Here is a 17,535-nt window from a genome sequence, read left to right as displayed (position 1 = left end):
GCACTAGGCCATCAGAAAGGAGAATCTTGATGAGTCAATCTCTTATTGATTTAGTGATTGTGACTGGTATGAGCGGGGCCGGAAAAACAGTGGCCATCCAGTCTTTTGAGGACTTGGGGTATTTTACCATTGATAACATGCCGCCAACCCTAATGCCAAAATTTTTAGACTTGGTCCAACAAACAGAGGATCATCAAAAGGTTGCCCTGGTTGTTGACATGCGAAGTCGTCTCTTTTTCAATGAAATTACCCAAATCTTAGACCAGCTAGAAAGTAAATCCCAGTTGGATGTCAAGATTCTCTTTTTGGATGCCACTGATGGTGAACTGGTTTCTCGCTATAAGGAAACCCGTCGGAGCCATCCGTTGGCAGCAGACGGTCGTGTCTTAGATGGGATTATTTTGGAAAGAGAACTCTTGGCTCCCTTGAAAAATCTCAGTCAGCATGTGGTTGATACGACAGAATTAACACCGCGTCAGTTACGCCAAACCATTTCAGACCAATTTTCTGCCTGCGAAGGCCAACACAGTTTTCGCCTTGAGGTCATGAGTTTTGGGTTTAAATATGGTTTACCCTTAGATGCTGACCTGGTCTTTGACGTCCGCTTTTTGCCCAATCCTTATTACCAGCAAACCTTACGTCAGCAGACTGGTTTGGATCAGTTAGTCTTTGATTATGTCATGGGGCATGAGCAATCAGAGGATTTCTATCAACATCTAGTGGCTCTCTTGACCCCCATCTTACCCGCCTATCAGAAGGAAGGCAAGTCTGTCTTGACCATTGCTATTGGTTGCACAGGAGGACAACACCGCAGTGTGGCCTTTGCTCATCGCTTGGCTCAAGACTTAGGGCAAGATTGGCCGGTCAATGAAAATCATCGGGATAAGGATAGACGGAAAGAAACGGTAAATCGCTCATGAGAAAACCACGAATAACAGTAATCGGTGGAGGAACTGGGATTCCAGTGATTTTGAGTAGTCTCCGGCATGAAGAAGTTGATATCACAGCCATTGTGACGGTGGCTGATGATGGCAGTTCGTCAGGCCAACTTCGTTCCGCCATGAAAATTTCACCACCAGGTGATTTGCGTAATGTCTTGGTGGCTATGAGTGATATGCCCAAGTTTTACGAAAAAATCTTCCAATACCGTTTTCAGGAAAATGACGGTCCCTTGGCTGGTCATCCTTTAGGAAATTTAATTATTGCAGGAATTTCTGAGATGCAGGGTTCCACTTATAAGGCCATGCAGATTTTGACCCAATTCTTTCACACCACAGGAAAAATTTATCCAGCCAGTGATCAGCCTCTAACCCTACATGCTGTCTTTCAGGATGGTCATGAGGTTGTCGGTGAGAGCCAAATTGCCAAGTACGATGGCATGATTGAGCGGGTTTTTGTTACCAACACCTACAATGATGATACCCCAAAGGCCAGCCATAAAGTGGTTAAGGCCATCATGGAAAGTGATTTGATTGTCTTAGGACCAGGTTCTCTCTTTACCTCCATCCTACCAAATCTCGTCATTCCTGAAATCAAACAGGCCTTGCAGACCACACCAGCAACAGTGGCCTATGTTTGTAATATCATGACCCAGCATGGCGAAACCGAGCATTTCACCGATAGGGACCATGTGGCGGTGCTCAATCGTCATTTGGGGGTAGATGTGATTGATGCCGTCTTGGTGAATCTTGAACCTGTCCCCCAATCCTACATGAACTGCCATGCCTTTGATGAGTACTTGGTCCAGGTAGAGCACGATGCGTCTGGTCTAGCCAAATTAGCCAAGCGAGTGATTTCCAGTAATTTTCTGTCTTTGAAAAATGGCGGAGCTTTTCATGATGGTGATCGTGTGGTGGTGGAGTTGCTACGACTGATTGGGGAGAGCACTCCATGACTTTCACCATCACCATCAAAGAAGAGTTGCTGACGCAGCCAATAGTGGCTAAGGCGCAACTGGCAGCTCTAGTCAAAATGTCGGGTACACTGGGGTTAACCGCAGAGGGGTTGACCTTATCGGTCTTGACGGAAAATGCCAAAATTGCTCGTCATATTTATGCCTTACTGGTAGAGTATTATCAGATCGAGCCTGACATTCGCTACCATCAAAAGACCAATCTCAAGAAGAATCGTGTCTATATGGTAGTGGTTAATCAGAAGGTTGAAGCCATCTTGTCCGACTTGCGGCTAGCAGATGCTTTCTTCGGTCTGGAAACAGGGATTGAACAAGAAGTCATGCTAGATGATGAGATTGGTCGAAGCTATCTCAGAGGGGCTTTCTTGGCCAGTGGTACCATTCGTGACCCAGAATCTGGCAAATATCAGCTAGAAATCTTCTCGGTTTATTTGGATCATGCCCAGGATTTAGCCCAGCTTATGCGGAAATTTATGCTGGATGCCAAGGTATTGGAGCATAAGAATGGTGCCATGACCTACTTGCAAAAAGCAGAGGACATCATGGATTTTCTGATTGTCGTTGGTGCCTTAGAGGGACTCAAGACTTTTGAACAGATCAAAATCTTGCGGGAAACCCGCAATGATCTCAATCGAGCCAATAATGCAGAAACAGCCAATATTGCCCGAACCATTACAGCCAGCATGAAGACCATCAATAATATCATTAAAATCATGGACACTGTTGGCTTGGATAGTTTGCCTTTAGAGTTACAGCAGGTGGCCCAGATTCGTGTGGCCAATCCTGATTATTCCATTCAACAACTAGCCGATAGTTTAGAGCCTCCCTTGACCAAGAGTGGGGTCAACCATCGCTTGAGAAAACTAAATAAAATCGCTGAAGACTTATAACTTCTAATAAAGCTAGGAAAATTTCCCTAGCTTTTTTAATATTAGGCTTGCAAATATTTTTTAATGTGATATACTTAACTAGTAAATGATTAACTGGTTAAGTAAAGGAGAAAAAAATGAATACGATAAAAACCATCTTTTCCATCTTGTTGGTCAGTTTAGTGATTAGCCTGTTTGGAACGGGTCCTGTCAGAGCCCAGGAAAAAAAGCAACTCCAGGTAGTGACAAGTTTCTACCCCATTTATGAATTTACTAAGGCTGTTGTTGGGGATACAGGTCAGGTCAGCCTCTTGATTGGGGCAGGAACAGAAGTGCACGAGTTTGAGCCGTCAACCAAGACCATTGCTAAATTGCAAGCAGCTAGCGATTTTGTTTACCTAGATGATAGCATGGAAACCTGGGTAGAAAAGACGAGGAAGTCTCTCAATCATAAAACCTTAACTGTTATCAAGGCCAGTGGCAATATGATCTTGGCAGCTGGCACAGAAACAGAAGAAGAGCATGCCAGTGAGGGACATAGTCATGCCTACGATCCCCACCTCTGGTTATCTCCGGCCAGAGCTCAGACACTGGTTGAGAATATTAGGGATGGTCTCATTAAAGCACACCCTGAATTAGCAGAGACCTTGACCAAAAATGCAGCCAAATACCTTGAAAAATTACAGGCATTGGACAAGGATTATCGGGAAGCCTTGGGTCAGGCTAAACAAAAAAGTTTTGTTACCCAGCATGCGGCCTTTGGCTATCTTGCCTTAGATTACGGTTTGAAACAGGTTGCGATTACAGGAGTTTCTGCTGATGCTGAACCTAGTGCCAAGCGCTTGGTTGAATTGAGTCGCTATGTGAAAAAATACCAGATAAAATACATTTATTTTGAAGAAAATGCTTCACAAGCTCTGGCTAAAACCCTAGCTGAGGAGGTTGGTGTGACCACTGCTGTTCTCAATCCGCTAGAAAGTTTGACCAAAAAGCAAATTCAGGCAGGTCAAGATTATTTTTCAGTCATGCGAGCTAACCTAGCCGCCTTACGCCTAACAACAGATCTTGCTGGCAAGGAGATCAGCCCTGAACATAATAGTGATCAGACGGTAGAAAAAGGTTACTTTAAAGATAAGGACATTAAGGATAGGACTTTGGCGGACTGGTCTGGCAACTGGCAATCCCTCTACCCTTACTTGCTAGATGGAACCCTGGATCCTGTCTGGGATTATAAGGCTAAGTCTAAGCAAGACATGACTGCCCAAGAGTACAAAGACTATTACACCAAGGGCTATCAGACGGATGTCGAAAAGATTAGCATTGATGGTCACAAGAAAACCATGACCTTTGTCCAAAAGGGAGTTAAAAAGACCTTTAGCTATCGTTACGTTGGCTATAAGGTTCTAACCTATCCAAAAGGTAACCGTGGTGTTCGCTACCTTTTTGAAAGCCAGGATAAAGATGCTGGTCAATTCAAGTATGTTCAATTTAGTGACCACGGCATTGCTCCACAAAAAGCAGAGCATTTCCACTTGTTCTGGGGTTCAGACAGCCAGGAAGCCCTCTTTAAGGAGCTGGAAAACTGGCCTACCTACTACCCAGACAAGCTTAGCGGCCATGACATTGCTCAGGCACTGGTCGCCCATTAAGATTGACAACCGAGAAGCATTTTCTCGGTTTTTTCTGTACACAAAAGAAAACGCTGCCATCGCTTATATACTAGTATATAAGTTAGTAGTAGTCATTGACATTCCTACTACTAACTTACAAATAATTGTCTCGTCACTGACCAGAGTTGAAAAAACTAGTTTGTATCGTTATCTGATAAGATAGCGACATCTGATCAGTCTTTTATCTACTCGTTGTACTAGAACAAGAGGTTTGGCGAGATTTACTAGGAGTAAGTATGGCAAAACTTGATATTATTACGATTGAAGACAAGATAAAGCAGTTGTTGGAAGCAGGCATTGACCCTGCCACCTTTCTCTACGATTTCTTGTCTTTTTATGCTATTCCCAAGGCAACCATTACACGGTTACGCAAGGAAAATGGCACGACGATTAAGAACAAACTCTATTATCGGCAAGTATCAACAGAGCAGTCGGTTGTGGCTGAGGTAGCAAAGATTGAAGCAGAAATCAGTCAGCAAAAGTCTCAACCACGCTACATTATCGTGACCAACTTTGAGCACTTGGCTAGTAAAGATACCAAGACGGGGGACACGCTCAATATTGCTTTTGCAGATTTGGCCAGCTATGCGGATTTCTTTTTGGCCTGGAATGGTGTAGAAAAGGTTGACTATGCCAAGGAAAATCCTGCCGACATCAAGGCGGCGGAACGCTTCACGCGTCTCTATGACGAACTGCGAAAAATCAATCATTTCACTAATCAAAGTGAGGCTGAAAAAGAGTTTAACCTATTCTTGATTCGTCTCCTTTTCTTGCTCTTTGCAGAAGACACCGACATCATGAAAAAGGGGATTTTAACCAATGCCATCAAGACCCGCTCACGCGAGGATGGTAGTGACTTAAATGCCCTTTTCAACCAAATTTTTGCCAGTTTGGATGTAGCCAATCGTCTCAAACAAGAGAATTGGTTACAGGAGTTTCCCTATGTCAATGGTAAGCTCTTTACAGCGGCCCAAACCAATCTGACCTTTGATCGTAAAACGAGAAAGCTCATCATCGAGGCGGGAGAATTGCTCAACTGGAATGAGATCAATCCTGACATTTTAGGCTCAATGATTCAGACGGTAGCTAGTCAAGAACATCGGTCACGTGCAGGCATGCACTACACCAGCGTCAGCAATATCATGAAGGTCATCAAGCCCCTTTTCTTGGATGACCTGACCCAAGCCTACCAATTGATTATTGATAAAATCAATGAAAATGAAGACAAGCTCATTGCTGACAGAACGCGGCGTGATAATCGTTCCCTATATGCCAAAGCACTCAGAAACTTGCTGGAACGTATCAGCCAGATTAAGTTTTTTGACCCTGCTTGTGGCTCAGGTAACTTTCTGATCATCATCTACAAGGAACTCCGCCGCTTGGAAATCAAAATCCTCAAAAGCCTGCGTCAGCTGACGGATAACCATGCCATCAGTCTCTTTGAAAGCTCCCGCATTTCTCTCAATCATTTTTATGGCATTGAGCTAAATGACTTTGCCCACGAGGTCGCTCGTCTCTCCCTCTGGATAGCAGAGCACCAGATGAATGTCGAGACCGAAAAAGAAATCAACCTCAAACAAGCCTTTCTCCCCCTCAAGGACGCAGGTCATATCGTCCAAGGCAATGCCCTAAGGCTTGATTGGAATGAAGTTGTCCCCCACACAGCAACCGATGAGATTTATCTGATTGGCAATCCGCCGTATATAGGGTATCAACTTCAAAATAAAGAGCAGAAAGAGGATGTGACATTATGTATTAGTCATATTCCTAGATACAAAAGTATGGATTATATTGCGTGTTGGTTTTTTAAGGGAGTGGATTTCATCAATTCTTGTAATGGTAAGCTATCTTTTGTAACCACTAATTCTATATGTCAAGGCGAGCAAGTTCCGATTGTTTGGAATCATTTATTGCAAACATCGGTGATTGAGTTTGCCTATACTTCCTTCAAATGGGGGAACTCGGCTAGCAATAATGCTGGGGTGACAGTTATCATCATAGGATTAGCTAACTTTAGCAATGTCCATTCTAATCGTTATATTTTTAGTGAAGACTCAACTCAAAATAATGTTGAGTATATAAATCCTTATTTGTCATCTGGCGATAGTGTTATCGTTGAAGCTAGTAACAGTCCCTTAAATGGACTACCTAAAATGGTATGTGGTAATATGCCAAAAGAAGGAGGGTATCTGATTATTTCAACAGCGGAAGAAAAGAATAAAATCCTTGCAGATTACCCAGAACTCGTTTCAGTCATCAAATATTATGGGGGTAGTGTAGAGTTTATCAACAATAAGTTAAGGTATGTTTTTTGGTTAAATATCCAAACTTACCAAGAGCTAAAAGGTAATCCTCTCCTCTTTGAGAGAGTTGAAGGTGTCAGAAAAACTCGCCTAGCTAGTAAGGCAGGAAGTAGTCGCAAAGCTGCTGATAAGCCTTATGAATTTATGCAAAGAGGTGAATGGGATAAAGCTTATCAAGAGTTTCTCCATTCCGGTGCAGAAGAGTTTATGCAACTCCTTGTTCCAACGGTTTCTTCAGAACAAAGAGATTATGTGCCTATGGGATTTATGGATGAGAATACAATTATTTCCTCTTCAGCCTATGTCGTGTATAATGCTCCGATTTGGTTATTGGGTCTTCTTCAGTCCCGTCTCCACATGACCTGGTTGCGAGCAATCGGTGGTAAGTTGGAAACTCGTTACCGTTATTCAGCAGGTCTAGTTTACAACACCTTCCCAGTGCCAGACTTGTCTGATAAGCGCAAAAGTCAGATTGAGGAGCAGGTTTTGGAGATTTTGGACTTACGCGAGGAGCTGGGTGGTACCTTAGCCGAACTCTATCACCGAGATACCATGCCAGATAGCCTGCGTCAGGCCCATCAAGTTCTTGATGGTATCGTGGAGCGTGCCTATAAAGAAACCCCATTTCAGAGTGACGAGGAACGCCTCAGCCACTTACTCAAACGTTATAAGGAGATGACAAATGACAAGGGAAAGATTAAGTAAGGATAAGATATTTTCTCTATGCAGTGCTATTGGCAATGCTTTTAGTGGTCGAGAGATTAAACAGCATTTTGCAGATTATAGTGTGAAAAGAAATCTTGAGATAGACTTTCCATCAATGAAAAAAGGGGAAAGCAAATCCAACTATAGCGAGAGGCTTTTTCGCTATCTTGATGGAGAGGAACAAGCGGGTCTTATCGTCTATCTAACGCAACAAAATGAAGCTCTCAAAGAGAAAGAAATAGTACAAAAAGCCCTCTACCAGCTGGCAGAAACCTATGGCATCATCACAGAGACAGTGGAAGAACAGAAATGCCTGACAGAAATAGAATACTTACTTGCAGACTATCCTGGTAGTTTAGACTTTTGGAAAAAAGCCATGAGCCATTACCAAGCCTTTCAATACCGAGAAAGTTTGGATAATGCAAGATTATGCCTGGAGTTGCTCTTAAAATCCTTGTTAGTCAATGAAAAATCGTTAGAAAATCAGAGAAAACCATTGGGTGGCTGGTTGAAAGAGCAGGGGGTTCCAAAAGAAATAAGTAACATGATTTGGGAAAGGATAGACTATTATGCAGCTAGCCAAAATAATCATGTCAAGCATAAGAAAATTAAGGAATTAACTAAGAAATTAACAGAGATTGAAGTTTGTTTGATACGTGATGAAACGTATGCTATCATCAAGTACCTTGTTAATCGTGCCAAGGAGGCTAGCTATGTCTAAGGTTTTTCAAGTCAATTATGGGCAGCAAGAAACGTCGGTCAATACCAATCAGCTAGGTATGCGGGAGATGCAGGCACGGGTTTATGAAAAACGAGCCAGTCGTCATCTCTTGGTTAAGGCACCGCCTGCATCTGGTAAATCACGGGCCCTCATGTTTATTGCTCTGGATAAACTGAAAAATCAGGGCTTGAAAAAGGCCATTATCGCCGTCCCAGAACGCTCTATTGGTAAATCCTTCCGGTCAACTAGACTATCAGACTATGGTTACTACTGGGATTGGCAGGTCAAGGAAGCAAATAACTTGACCACATCTGGAACAGGCAGGAGCAAGGTCACTGCCTTTGTCAACTTTATGACCTCCACAGACCCAACGGACGATGTTCTCATCTGTACCCATGCCACGCTACGGTTTGCTTGGGAGCAGTTGGATGTCAGTAGTTTTGATCATTGTCTCCTAGCTATTGATGAGTTTCACCATGTGTCCCAGGACGACAGTTCGGTCTTGGGCAATGTTCTCCGTGAAGTCTTGCAGTCTTCGACTGCTCACGTTTTTGCCATGACCGGTTCTTATTTCCGTGGAGACAGTGTTCCCATTCTTGACCCGGCAGATGAAGAGCGGTTTGACCGTGTGACCTATACCTACTATGAGCAACTAGAAGGTTATAAATATCTCAAGTCCTTTAGCATGGCCTATAAATTTTACCAAGGCAGTTATCTGGAAGCCTTGCCAGATCTTGTTCCTGAATTTATTGATAAGAAAACCATTATCCATATCCCCAATGTCAACTCGGGCGAATCAACTACGGACAAGTATGGTGAAGTCGATGAGATTTTGGATTTGTTGGGGGATTATCTCGGCAAGGACCAGCATGGGATTATCCAACTTGAAACGGCTTCAGGCAAGGTGTTGAAAATCGCTGATCTTGTCACGGAGGAAGGACGAGAAACCGTGGCCGCCTATTTAGCTGAAATGAGCCAACTGGATGATTTGGATATGATTATTGCCCTAGGCATGGCCAAGGAAGGTTTTGACTGGCCCTTTGCCGAATATGCCCTGACCATCGGCTATCGTTCGAGCCTAACTGAGATTATCCAGATTATTGGGCGTGTCACCAGAGATAGCTCCAACAAGACCGAGGCGGTTTTTACTAATCTTATCGCCCAGCCAAATGCAGAGGATGCGGAAGTTCACTATTCTGTCAATAATCTGATGAAAGCTATTACGGCTAGTCTGCTCATGGAAAATGTTTTATCCCCTGCTTTCACCTTCAAACCCAAGGTGGACAGCAAGCAGAAATCACAGGGAGCTGATATCTATATTCAAGGACTGGCCAAGCCATCCACACCACAAGTAGAGCAGATTATTAAACAGGATTTGACTGAATTAAAGGCCTCTACCCTACAAGATGCGGTGGTACAGGCAGCCATTGCTGCTGGGGCAGATAGCAAAACCATCAATAAGCAGTTAATTCCACGTGTCATTGCCACCCAATATCCCCAACTGAGTCAAACGGAAGTCGAGGAAGTCCGCCAGTATCTGGTTGCTGATTTGACCCTTGCCAATGCCGAACGAGATAAGGATAATAAGCAATTACTCAAAATGGCAGATAAATTTGTCAATATTGATGACTTAAGCATTGATTTGATCGATAGCGTCAATCCCTTCCAAGGAGCTTATGAAGTGTTGTCGCGTGATGTGGATAGTCGAACCCTAAATCTTATTGCTCGTGTTTTTGACAGTAAAAAGATTGAATTTACCGAAGATGAACTTCGCATGCTCTATCCGAAAATCAAGGCTTTTCGAGCTGAACATGGTCGTCTGCCCCAACGAAACGCCAAAGAACTGGATGAGCAACGCCTTTATTATGCCTTGGTAAAATTGGAGCAATTGCGACGTGAAAGGAGGGGTTAATCGTGCAAAATTTTGCGACCTTAGATGATATTTTTGATGATCTTGGTTTTGAAGACTTGGTTGCTGGCATCAAACCAGCTCGAACTGAGCGATTAGATCCAGACATTGAGAAATTCTTAGAAATTGTTGACTGGGTGAGAGAGAATGGCAGGGAGCCGCAAAAATCAACCCATTTGAAAGAACGTAGCCTTTTTTCACGGTTGAAAGGCATGCGGGAACAAGCAGATAGACGGGCCAAGTTACAGGCCTATGATGACCTAGGTTTATTAGGAGAAACGGATGACAGACACGCTTGATGATATTTTGAATGATGATAGCCTTTTTGAGGAGTTTGCACCAGCGAGCAAGCTTTTTGATACCAAACGCTACCAAGGTACGGTGCGAGCAGCAGATAAGATAGCAACCAGAAAACGCATGACAACTGGCTTTGACCATTATCAAACCCTTTTTCAGTCAGTGCAGGCAGATATTGCCAGCGGTCGTCGGCAGATTATCCCTATTTCTGAAGTGGAGATTAGTCAAAAAAGTCCGATTAAGAAAGGAAACTTCTATATTGACAATGGCCTCATGCTTTATGTCAATAGCATCTATCACCCAGAAACAGGAGAGGAAGTGCCTGAGTCAACCAACCGCAAGTATAAGGTACACACGGTTTACCAAAATGGCACGGAAAATCATATTTGGCTACTCAGTTTGGTTTCCTCCCTTTACGATACCAAACGATCGGGACGTCTTGTCACTGAGTTAGTGCAGGAGATATCGCTACTAGGGGAAGAAAGGATCGATTATCACACGACAGGTTATATCTATGTGGTTCAGTATGCCGGCCAAGACCAGCGTTTTTTAGACATGGCCAACCTCTATAAGATTGGTGTAGCGACTAACCTTGAAAAGCGTTTGGCCAATACTGTCAATGAAGCAACCTATCTTTTTGCCCCCGTTCAGTTGGTCCAAAGTTTTGAAATTCAAAACATGAATGCCAAAAAAGTTGAAGCCTATCTCCATCATGCCTTGGCGGATAAAAGGGTGGAGCTTGTGACAGACTCGCCTACTGGTAAGGAAGTTCGTGTGACCGAGTGGTTTATTGTTGATTTGGCAGAAGTGGAGCAACTCTTGAATCAGATGGTGGTAGATGTGCAAAAAGGCTAACGTCACCTCTCAAGCCTATTTTCTGTCAGTTAGTGATAGGAAAACTTGCGTAACGTGATTAAATGTGTTATAAAAAAGTAAACGATGTCAAAGGAGGATGATATTATGGGATTTTTGATAGTCATATTAATTCTATTAGCTATTTTAGCCCCCCCTAGTAATAGTGAAGTGAAATGCAAAAGAAAAAAAATAGTTCACAAACATTATCATAACCATTATACGGAAGAATATTATGGAGATGATGATGACGATTACTACTATTAAGAAGCCAGATAAGCTTATATAAGCCATTCTAAGAATCTTGCTTGTTATTGGAATGGCGTTTTATTATAGTTGAAAAGTTTGTTGTCAGAGGGAAGAACGATGGGATATATTTGGTTACTATTTATACTCTCTGTTTTAACAACAGGGTCCCCAAGTGCTAGTGTGCTTGTTATCATATTATGTTTGTATTATTACTTGCTCAAATGGAAAAAATCAGATAGTCGTGGTTTAGGTTGTGGTTATTCCTTGTTTACATTTTTTGTTTTAACAACGATTGAAACTTGGTCGCTATGGAACTATATTATCGTCATTCTATTATGTTTGTTTTATTATTGGTTACAGGGAGATAGACTAAGAAATATTCGGATTAAACCAAGAAAAGAAAAGCAAACAATAGCAGAAGTAGATGTTACACAATTTGATGAGATTGAAGATAAGGTTGCTATGGAGCTAGCAAGATTAGGAGATAGAGGTGAAGAGTATATTTGTCACCTTGAACATCTTGCTTCTGAATGGGAAAATTTAGGTAAAATGACCTTATGGGAAGCTGGAGATGATACGGTTGCTGAAAAGGCAGAAAAGTACCTGAATAGGTTGGAGAAACATTTAGATAAGGCAAGAGAAGAGACGAGGGTTCTGTTTAGCTCGGCTGATGTAAGACATTTCTTTTTGAAAGAATTAGAAAATATCGAAATGAATTTGTTAATTAATCAACATCGTTTGAATGTGTTACCGACAATAATGGAAAGACAACTAGATTTGGATGAAAATGTCCCAGAATTAGGAAAAGTATATGATGATATATCGTCTCGCTATCTTGATATTCGTACAATTCTCTTAAAGGAAGGTAATCATCAAGAATTATTGGCAGAGCATGAGCTTCGTTTTCAACTATATGATGACATTTTAGGTAAACTGGTTAAGATTTATTTAGCGCCAGATTTGTATGATACAGAGCCTGTCTCTATAGAAGATATTGAAAAGATAAATGCAGATTATCTTGCCTATCAGAAGAAAATCATGAAATCACTCAATCAAGAAGAGGTCCATTCCTTAAAAGTTTCCCTCAAACGGTTTGAGAAGATGGTTAAACATGAGAATTCTCTCGAAAAGTAGGGGAAGACATTTGGAGTTACTGCTACACTAAACTCCCTAGATTTGTTCTAGGGAGTTTTTGTAATGATAAAATTCGTTTAATACTCCGTCCCAGCTAGTGACACTTGATTGTTCTAGTCAATAAGAAAATAGAGTCATTGGCTATCTATCAAAAAAACCACTCCCGATTTCTCGAAAATGGTTTAGTATCAAGATTTTGAATTGATAGATACGGTTGCTTATTTGAGACCGTATTTTTTGTTGAAACGATCCACACGTCCATCTGCTTGAGTGAATTTTTGACGACCAGTGTAGAATGGGTGAGAATCTGATGAAATCTCCACACGGATAAGTGGGTAAGTTTGACCTTCAAACTCAACAGTTTCTTTTGAGTTCTTTGTTGAACCACTTAGGAACTGGTAACCAGTAGTTGTGTCAAGGAATACGACTGGACGGTATTCTGGATGGATGTCTTTTTTCATGTTAAAAATTTCCTTTCTGCCATAGCTTTTTTAAGCCATAGTTTATTAACCATTATAGTCTATCACATTTTTAATCCTTTGACAAGGTTTTTGTCTCTTTTTCCTGAAAAAGTGCCTGTAATTCTTGATAGATGGTCTGATTTTCTGCTAGAGAATAGGAATTGGCACCGCTAGCCAAGGGATGGCCTCCCCCATCATGCAGCTTGGCAATCTGGTTAATGACCTTCTCCTTACTTCGCAAACGAACACGGTAGTGGCCTTCAGGTTGCTCAACAAAGATTGCCCAGGTTTGGACACAATCAATTTTTCCAGGGCTGCCGACAATGGCTGCAGTATCAGCATCGGTTAGTCCAAAGGCCTTTAACGTCTCTTGTGTGAGGGTCACATAGGCAACGCCATTGGCATCCATTTGTAGCTGGTCAAAGACATAGCTTTGCAGCTTGGCTATGGGCAATGAAAAAGAATCCATTTGGCGAGAGATGGCTGCAAAATCAAACTCATAGGTCCGTAGGTGGGCAGCAATTTCCAACGTGCGGCTTGTGGTTGCAGGGTAGAGGAAACGGCCGGTATCACCGACAATGCCCGTGTAGAGTAGGCGGGCAGCTGTGTCAGACAGTTGCCAGTCAAAACTCAAGGCCAGCTGAGTGATGATTTCACTGGCTGATGAGGCGGTCGTATCCACATAGCAGATATCCCCGTAAGGGTCTTCGTTAGGGTGGTGGTCAATCTTAATCAGGTATTGGCCTTGATCATAGCGGTCATCGTCAATACGGGGCCGGTTGGCAGTGTCGGTCACAATGACCAAGGCTGCTTCGTAGTCTTGATCGGCAACCTGATCCATCTGGGCGAGCCAGCTTAGATTAGGCACATCAGTCCCTGTCACCTTGACGATTTTTTCTGGGTAATTGTGGCGGATTAGCTCTGCCAGCCCCACCTGACTGCCCAAAGCATCGGGGTCAGGTCGCTGGTGGCGGTGGATGATGATGATATGGTAGGCTTCAATTTTTTCTAAGATTTGTTTAATCATGTTAGTCACTTTCTCTTTTTTTCCATTATAGCATGAAAACAATAAAAGAGGAAAAAGATCATTTCCCATTCAAAAACCAAAAATTGAGTTCTCAAACTCAAGAAAAAACGACATAAAACGAACGATAAAATTGAAATATAAAAATTACAGATAATTAGTTGATAATAAACAAACTTTCGGATATAATGGTAAAAATAATTTTCGGAGGATAGTGAAAATGGATAAAGCAATGGTCAAGGATTTACCCAAGGTAGAATTGCACTGTCATTTAGATGGCTCCCTGTCTTTGCCCTGTTTGCGGCAGTTAGCTGAGATGGCGGCAATTGACCTACCAGAATCAGATGAGGACCTGCTAGCCTTGGTAACAGCCCCAAGTGATTGTCAAAGCCTCAATGATTATTTGACCGTTTTTGACGTGGTTCGTCCTTTGCTCCAAACCAAAGAGGCCCTGACCTTGGCGGCCTATGATGTGGCTCGTCAGGCAGCCCAAGAAAATGTGATTTATACGGAAATTCGCTTTGCACCAGAATTATCGCTAGATCAAGGCTTGACGGTTGCTGAAACCATTGCGGCTGTTTGTCAAGGGCTTAATCAAGCTCAAGAGGAATTTGGTATTGTGGCCAAGGCCTTGATTTGCGGCATGAGACAGAGCAGTTTAGACTTAAATGAAGAGATTTTTCAAGCGGCCAAGGGTCAATTGGGTCAGACGCTGGTCGGTGGTGACTTTGCGGGGAATGAGGCTGACTATCCAACGGCTGATTTGGCTGATTTTCTGAGCCATGTGCAGGACGACTTGGCTTATCCCATGACCTTCCATGCTGGTGAGTGTCAGTGTCCCTGCCCAGCCAATATTGCCAGAGCAGTTGAACTAGGGGTTAAGCGGATTGGGCACGGAACGGCAGCCTATAATCAGCCTGAGTTGATTGAAGACCTTGTGGCCAATGAGGTAACTGTAGAACTCTGCCTGATTAGTAATCTCCAAACCAAGGCGGCACCAAGCATTGAAGCCTTTCCTTACCTAGCCCTGAAACAAGCAGGAGCTAGGTTGACCATCAATACGGATAACCGTACGGTATCTCAGACCAATCTGGTCAGAGAATATGAGGCTTTCATGACCCATTTCAAAACTAACCTCGAGGAATTTTATCACTACAACCGCTATGCCTTGGAGGCTTCTTTTGCCAGTCTTGAGGAAAAAGCAGAGCTTTTTAATCGCTTGGCAGAGGGCTATCAGTCCCATTTGAAACAATAAATATTTGTTGCTAGGCTAGAATTATGGTATAATAACTGACAAATGCAACGGAGGATACTATGGCTTTAGCAAAAGTGGTCTATGCCAGTATGACTGGTAATACAGAAGAAATTGCCGATATTGTGGCGGATAAATTAAAGGACTTGGGACATTTAGTTGATGTGGATGAGTGTACAGCAGTAGATGCCAGTGATTTTGAAGATGCGGATATCATGGTGGTCGCCAGCTATACCTATGGTGATGGTGAATTGCCTGACGAGATTGTTGATTTCTATGAAGACTTGCAAGATTTGGATTTGACAGGCAAGGTTTATGGTGTGGTCGGCTCAGGCGATACCTTTTATGATGATTTTTGTAAGGCGGTTGACGATTTTGAAGAAGCCTTTGCTAAGACAGGGGCGAGCAAGGGGGCTGACTCGGTCAAGGTTGATTTAGCAGCTGAGGATGAAGATATTGAAAAATTAGAGGCTTTCGCTCAAACCTTGTCAGACCAGCTAAACTAGGAGATGTTTAACAATCATCTTCTTTTTTCATCTTCTTTTTTATGGTAAAATTCTTGACAAATTTGGAAAGTTTTTGTTAAAATTAATCTTGTATGTAATGGACATACGAAAAACGGCTAATCCGCTGGGACAAGCACCTTATGATTGGCAAGAGAAGGAGAAAAAATTAGATGAATCCATTAATTCAAAGTTTGACAGAAGGCCAACTTCGTTCTGATATCCCATCATTCCGCCCTGGTGACACTGTTCGTGTTCACGCAAAGGTTGTTGAGGGTAACCGTGAGCGTATCCAGCTTTTTGAAGGTGTCGTTATTTCACGTAAAGGTCAAGGCATCTCAGAAATGTACACTGTTCGTAAAATTTCGAGTGGTATCGGTGTAGAGCGTACTTTCCCAATCCACACTCCTCGTGTTGACAAGATTGAGGTTGTTCGTTACGGTAAAGTTCGTCGTGCGAAACTTTACTACTTGCGTGCCCTTCAAGGTAAGGCTGCACGTATCAAAGAAATCCGTCGTTAATCCGTCAGGTTTCTTGATGATAAAATCTGCTCTCGTGGCAGATTTTTTACTTACGTCCCCTTAGTTAAATGGATATAACAACTCCCTCCTAAGGAGTAGTTGCAGGTTCGATTCCTGCAGGGGATATCGGTTAAAAAGAGAAGATGCTAGGAGAAGGTTTTGAACAGATTGGCAGCTATCAGGAATGGATTGGTTCTGTGTCTTATCTTGGGGAGTTTAGCCTTGGTATTGGGACAATTATTTCCCTTAGTTGGCCCTAATCTCTTAGCTATTGGTTTGGGAATGTTACTTCCCAAAACGATTTCAACCACTCCGGCTTATCAAGAGGGGCTGACTTATAGCAGTAAGACCCTGCTACAGTATGCGGTAATATTATTGGGATTTAGTCTATCCATTACAGAAGTTTCTCAACTAGGCTTGGCTTCCTTACCCCTTACCCTACTGACCATTAGCTTGGCTTTTTTTACGGCCTTATTTTTTGGAAGACGATTGGGATTGTCAGGTAATTTGTCAAGCCTTATTGGTTTTGGGACTGCCATTTGTGGTGGTTCAGCCATCTTAGCCGCTGCGCCAGTTTTGGAAGCAGACAGTGATGACATTGCCCTGTCCTTGTCAACAATTTTTTGCTTCAATAGTCTGGCTATTTTAATTTTCCCCCTTGTCGGGCATTGGCTCCAACTATCTGATGAGGCTTTTGGCCTTTGGACAGGGACAGCAGTTAATGATACTTCCTCGGTAGTAGCGGTTGGTTATAGTTATAGTCAGGAAGCTGGAGATTATGCGACTATTGTCAAGTTAGCTCGGTCCTTGATGATTGTGCCTATTTGTCTTGTCTTTGGTTTGGTCAAATCTTATCAAGCACGAAAACAGGCCAATCTTTCATCTGTGATTCAGGGATTTCCTTGGTTTATCCTTTATTTTTTGTTGGCCTCACTGGTGAGGAGCCTAGGGTGGTTTCCGTTGCTTATTTTGCCTTACACCAAAGCCCTTTCTAAACTCTTTATGGCGATGGCCTTGGTTGGTCTAGGTTCAAAGTTATCATTTGATCAATTTAAACAGGCAGGTCCAGCACCTTTCTTGACGGGTCTTTTGAGTTGGATAGCAGTGGCCCTAGCTAGTTTGTTGTTACAGCAGGTTTTGTTTTAATCTTAGA

Annotated in this window: 16 protein-coding genes and 1 tRNA gene; 15 read left to right on the top strand and 2 right to left on the bottom strand. The window is 42.7% G+C overall.

The genetic code is table 11. The features are described 5' to 3' along the window. Window positions 1-29 precede the first annotated feature (29 nt). From rapZ to FRX57_RS02190, 10 genes are all read left to right on the top strand, one after another. The gene (gene rapZ / locus FRX57_RS02235) at window positions 30-920 is read left to right on the top strand and encodes an RNase adapter RapZ (RefSeq protein WP_146566200.1); all 891 of its coding nucleotides are present in this window, start codon (window positions 30-32) and stop codon (window positions 918-920) included. Continuing rightward, the gene (locus FRX57_RS02230; RefSeq protein ID WP_146566199.1) at window positions 917-1,894 is read left to right on the top strand and encodes a gluconeogenesis factor YvcK family protein; all 978 of its coding nucleotides are present in this window, start codon (window positions 917-919) and stop codon (window positions 1,892-1,894) included. The genes rapZ and FRX57_RS02230 overlap by 4 nt, the downstream gene beginning before the upstream one ends. Continuing rightward, a complete protein-coding gene (whiA, locus tag FRX57_RS02225; protein WP_146566197.1) occupies window positions 1,891-2,802 on the top strand; it encodes a DNA-binding protein WhiA in 912 nt (303 codons plus the stop codon). The genes FRX57_RS02230 and whiA overlap by 4 nt, the downstream gene beginning before the upstream one ends. Before the next feature lie 116 nt (window positions 2,803-2,918). Then, window positions 2,919-4,430, top strand: a complete 1,512-nt coding sequence (locus FRX57_RS02220; RefSeq protein ID WP_146566195.1) for a zinc ABC transporter substrate-binding protein AdcA — start codon at window positions 2,919-2,921, stop codon at window positions 4,428-4,430. Window positions 4,431-4,687: 257 nt separating this feature from the next. Next, the gene (locus tag FRX57_RS02215) at window positions 4,688-7,459 is read left to right on the top strand and encodes a class I SAM-dependent DNA methyltransferase (protein WP_146566193.1); all 2,772 of its coding nucleotides are present in this window, start codon (window positions 4,688-4,690) and stop codon (window positions 7,457-7,459) included. After that, a complete protein-coding gene (locus FRX57_RS02210; RefSeq protein WP_146566191.1) occupies window positions 7,437-8,180 on the top strand; it encodes a hypothetical protein in 744 nt (247 codons plus the stop codon). Before FRX57_RS02215 ends, FRX57_RS02210 begins: the two co-directional genes overlap by 23 nt. Continuing rightward, window positions 8,173-10,092 carry a DEAD/DEAH box helicase gene (locus FRX57_RS02205; RefSeq protein ID WP_146566189.1) on the top strand — a complete coding sequence of 640 codons (1,920 nt, stop codon included), beginning with the start codon at window positions 8,173-8,175 and terminating at the stop codon, window positions 10,090-10,092. Before FRX57_RS02210 ends, FRX57_RS02205 begins: the two co-directional genes overlap by 8 nt. Before the next feature lie 2 nt (window positions 10,093-10,094). After that, window positions 10,095-10,388 carry a hypothetical protein gene (locus FRX57_RS02200; RefSeq protein WP_246100897.1) on the top strand — a complete coding sequence of 98 codons (294 nt, stop codon included), beginning with the start codon at window positions 10,095-10,097 and terminating at the stop codon, window positions 10,386-10,388. Next, complete coding sequence (locus FRX57_RS02195) at window positions 10,372-11,241, top strand: GIY-YIG nuclease family protein (protein ID WP_146566185.1); 870 nt, start codon at window positions 10,372-10,374, stop codon at window positions 11,239-11,241. Before FRX57_RS02200 ends, FRX57_RS02195 begins: the two co-directional genes overlap by 17 nt. Window positions 11,242-11,604: 363 nt before the next feature. Beyond that, a complete protein-coding gene (locus FRX57_RS02190; protein WP_146566183.1) occupies window positions 11,605-12,621 on the top strand; it encodes a hypothetical protein in 1,017 nt (338 codons plus the stop codon). A 218-nt stretch (window positions 12,622-12,839) separates the two neighbouring features. Here FRX57_RS02190 and FRX57_RS02185 read toward each other — a convergent pair whose 3' ends face one another. Beyond that, a complete protein-coding gene (locus FRX57_RS02185) occupies window positions 12,840-13,082 on the bottom strand; it encodes a type B 50S ribosomal protein L31 (protein WP_146566180.1) in 243 nt (80 codons plus the stop codon). Between the two features lie 70 nt (window positions 13,083-13,152). Next, window positions 13,153-14,109, bottom strand: a complete 957-nt coding sequence (locus FRX57_RS02180; RefSeq protein WP_146566178.1) for a DHH family phosphoesterase — start codon at window positions 14,107-14,109, stop codon at window positions 13,153-13,155. A 217-nt stretch (window positions 14,110-14,326) separates the two neighbouring features. On the opposite strand from FRX57_RS02180, the gene add reads away from it, so the two are divergent. From add to FRX57_RS02155, 5 genes are all read left to right on the top strand, one after another. Next, complete coding sequence (add, locus tag FRX57_RS02175; RefSeq protein WP_146566176.1) at window positions 14,327-15,361, top strand: adenosine deaminase; 1,035 nt, start codon at window positions 14,327-14,329, stop codon at window positions 15,359-15,361. A 59-nt stretch (window positions 15,362-15,420) separates the two neighbouring features. Beyond that, window positions 15,421-15,864 carry a flavodoxin gene (locus FRX57_RS02170; protein ID WP_146566174.1) on the top strand — a complete coding sequence of 148 codons (444 nt, stop codon included), beginning with the start codon at window positions 15,421-15,423 and terminating at the stop codon, window positions 15,862-15,864. A gap of 170 nt (window positions 15,865-16,034) precedes the next feature. Continuing rightward, on the top strand, window positions 16,035-16,382 hold the full coding sequence (gene rplS / locus FRX57_RS02165; protein WP_146566172.1) for a 50S ribosomal protein L19: 348 nt from the start codon (window positions 16,035-16,037) through the stop codon (window positions 16,380-16,382). A gap of 54 nt (window positions 16,383-16,436) precedes the next feature. Continuing rightward, window positions 16,437-16,508: transfer RNA gene (locus FRX57_RS02160), tRNA-Arg, on the top strand. 33 nt (window positions 16,509-16,541) lie between these two features. Continuing rightward, window positions 16,542-17,528, top strand: coding sequence for a YeiH family protein (locus FRX57_RS02155; protein ID WP_425472608.1), 987 nt, complete (start codon window positions 16,542-16,544; stop codon window positions 17,526-17,528). Window positions 17,529-17,535 lie beyond the last annotated feature (7 nt).

The sequence above is a fragment of the Streptococcus cuniculipharyngis genome (genome assembly GCF_007859195.1).
Taxonomy (GTDB): Bacteria; Bacillota; Bacilli; order Lactobacillales; family Streptococcaceae; genus Streptococcus; species Streptococcus cuniculipharyngis.
Note: the sequence above shows the minus strand (reverse complement) of the source record. Positions and strands in the feature narration are given on the sequence as shown.

Bases quoted from the DNA above. Each gene is read 5' to 3' on its own strand.
- rapZ (WP_146566200.1), top strand. From the start codon at position 30: ATGAGTCAATCTCTTATTGATTTAGTGATTGTGACTGGTATGAGCGGG.
- FRX57_RS02230 (WP_146566199.1), top strand. From the start codon at position 917: ATGAGAAAACCACGAATAACAGTAATCGGTGGAGGAACTGGGATTCCA.
- whiA (WP_146566197.1), top strand. From the start codon at position 1,891: ATGACTTTCACCATCACCATCAAAGAAGAGTTGCTGACGCAGCCAATA.
- FRX57_RS02220 (WP_146566195.1), top strand. From the start codon at position 2,919: ATGAATACGATAAAAACCATCTTTTCCATCTTGTTGGTCAGTTTAGTG.
- FRX57_RS02215 (WP_146566193.1), top strand. From the start codon at position 4,688: ATGGCAAAACTTGATATTATTACGATTGAAGACAAGATAAAGCAGTTG.
- FRX57_RS02210 (WP_146566191.1), top strand. From the start codon at position 7,437: ATGACAAGGGAAAGATTAAGTAAGGATAAGATATTTTCTCTATGCAGT.
- FRX57_RS02205 (WP_146566189.1), top strand. From the start codon at position 8,173: ATGTCTAAGGTTTTTCAAGTCAATTATGGGCAGCAAGAAACGTCGGTC.
- FRX57_RS02195 (WP_146566185.1), top strand. From the start codon at position 10,372: ATGACAGACACGCTTGATGATATTTTGAATGATGATAGCCTTTTTGAG.
- FRX57_RS02190 (WP_146566183.1), top strand. From the start codon at position 11,605: ATGGGATATATTTGGTTACTATTTATACTCTCTGTTTTAACAACAGGG.
- FRX57_RS02185 (WP_146566180.1), bottom strand. From the start codon at position 13,082: ATGAAAAAAGACATCCATCCAGAATACCGTCCAGTCGTATTCCTTGAC.
- FRX57_RS02180 (WP_146566178.1), bottom strand. From the start codon at position 14,109: ATGATTAAACAAATCTTAGAAAAAATTGAAGCCTACCATATCATCATC.
- add (WP_146566176.1), top strand. From the start codon at position 14,327: ATGGATAAAGCAATGGTCAAGGATTTACCCAAGGTAGAATTGCACTGT.
- FRX57_RS02170 (WP_146566174.1), top strand. From the start codon at position 15,421: ATGGCTTTAGCAAAAGTGGTCTATGCCAGTATGACTGGTAATACAGAA.
- rplS (WP_146566172.1), top strand. From the start codon at position 16,035: ATGAATCCATTAATTCAAAGTTTGACAGAAGGCCAACTTCGTTCTGAT.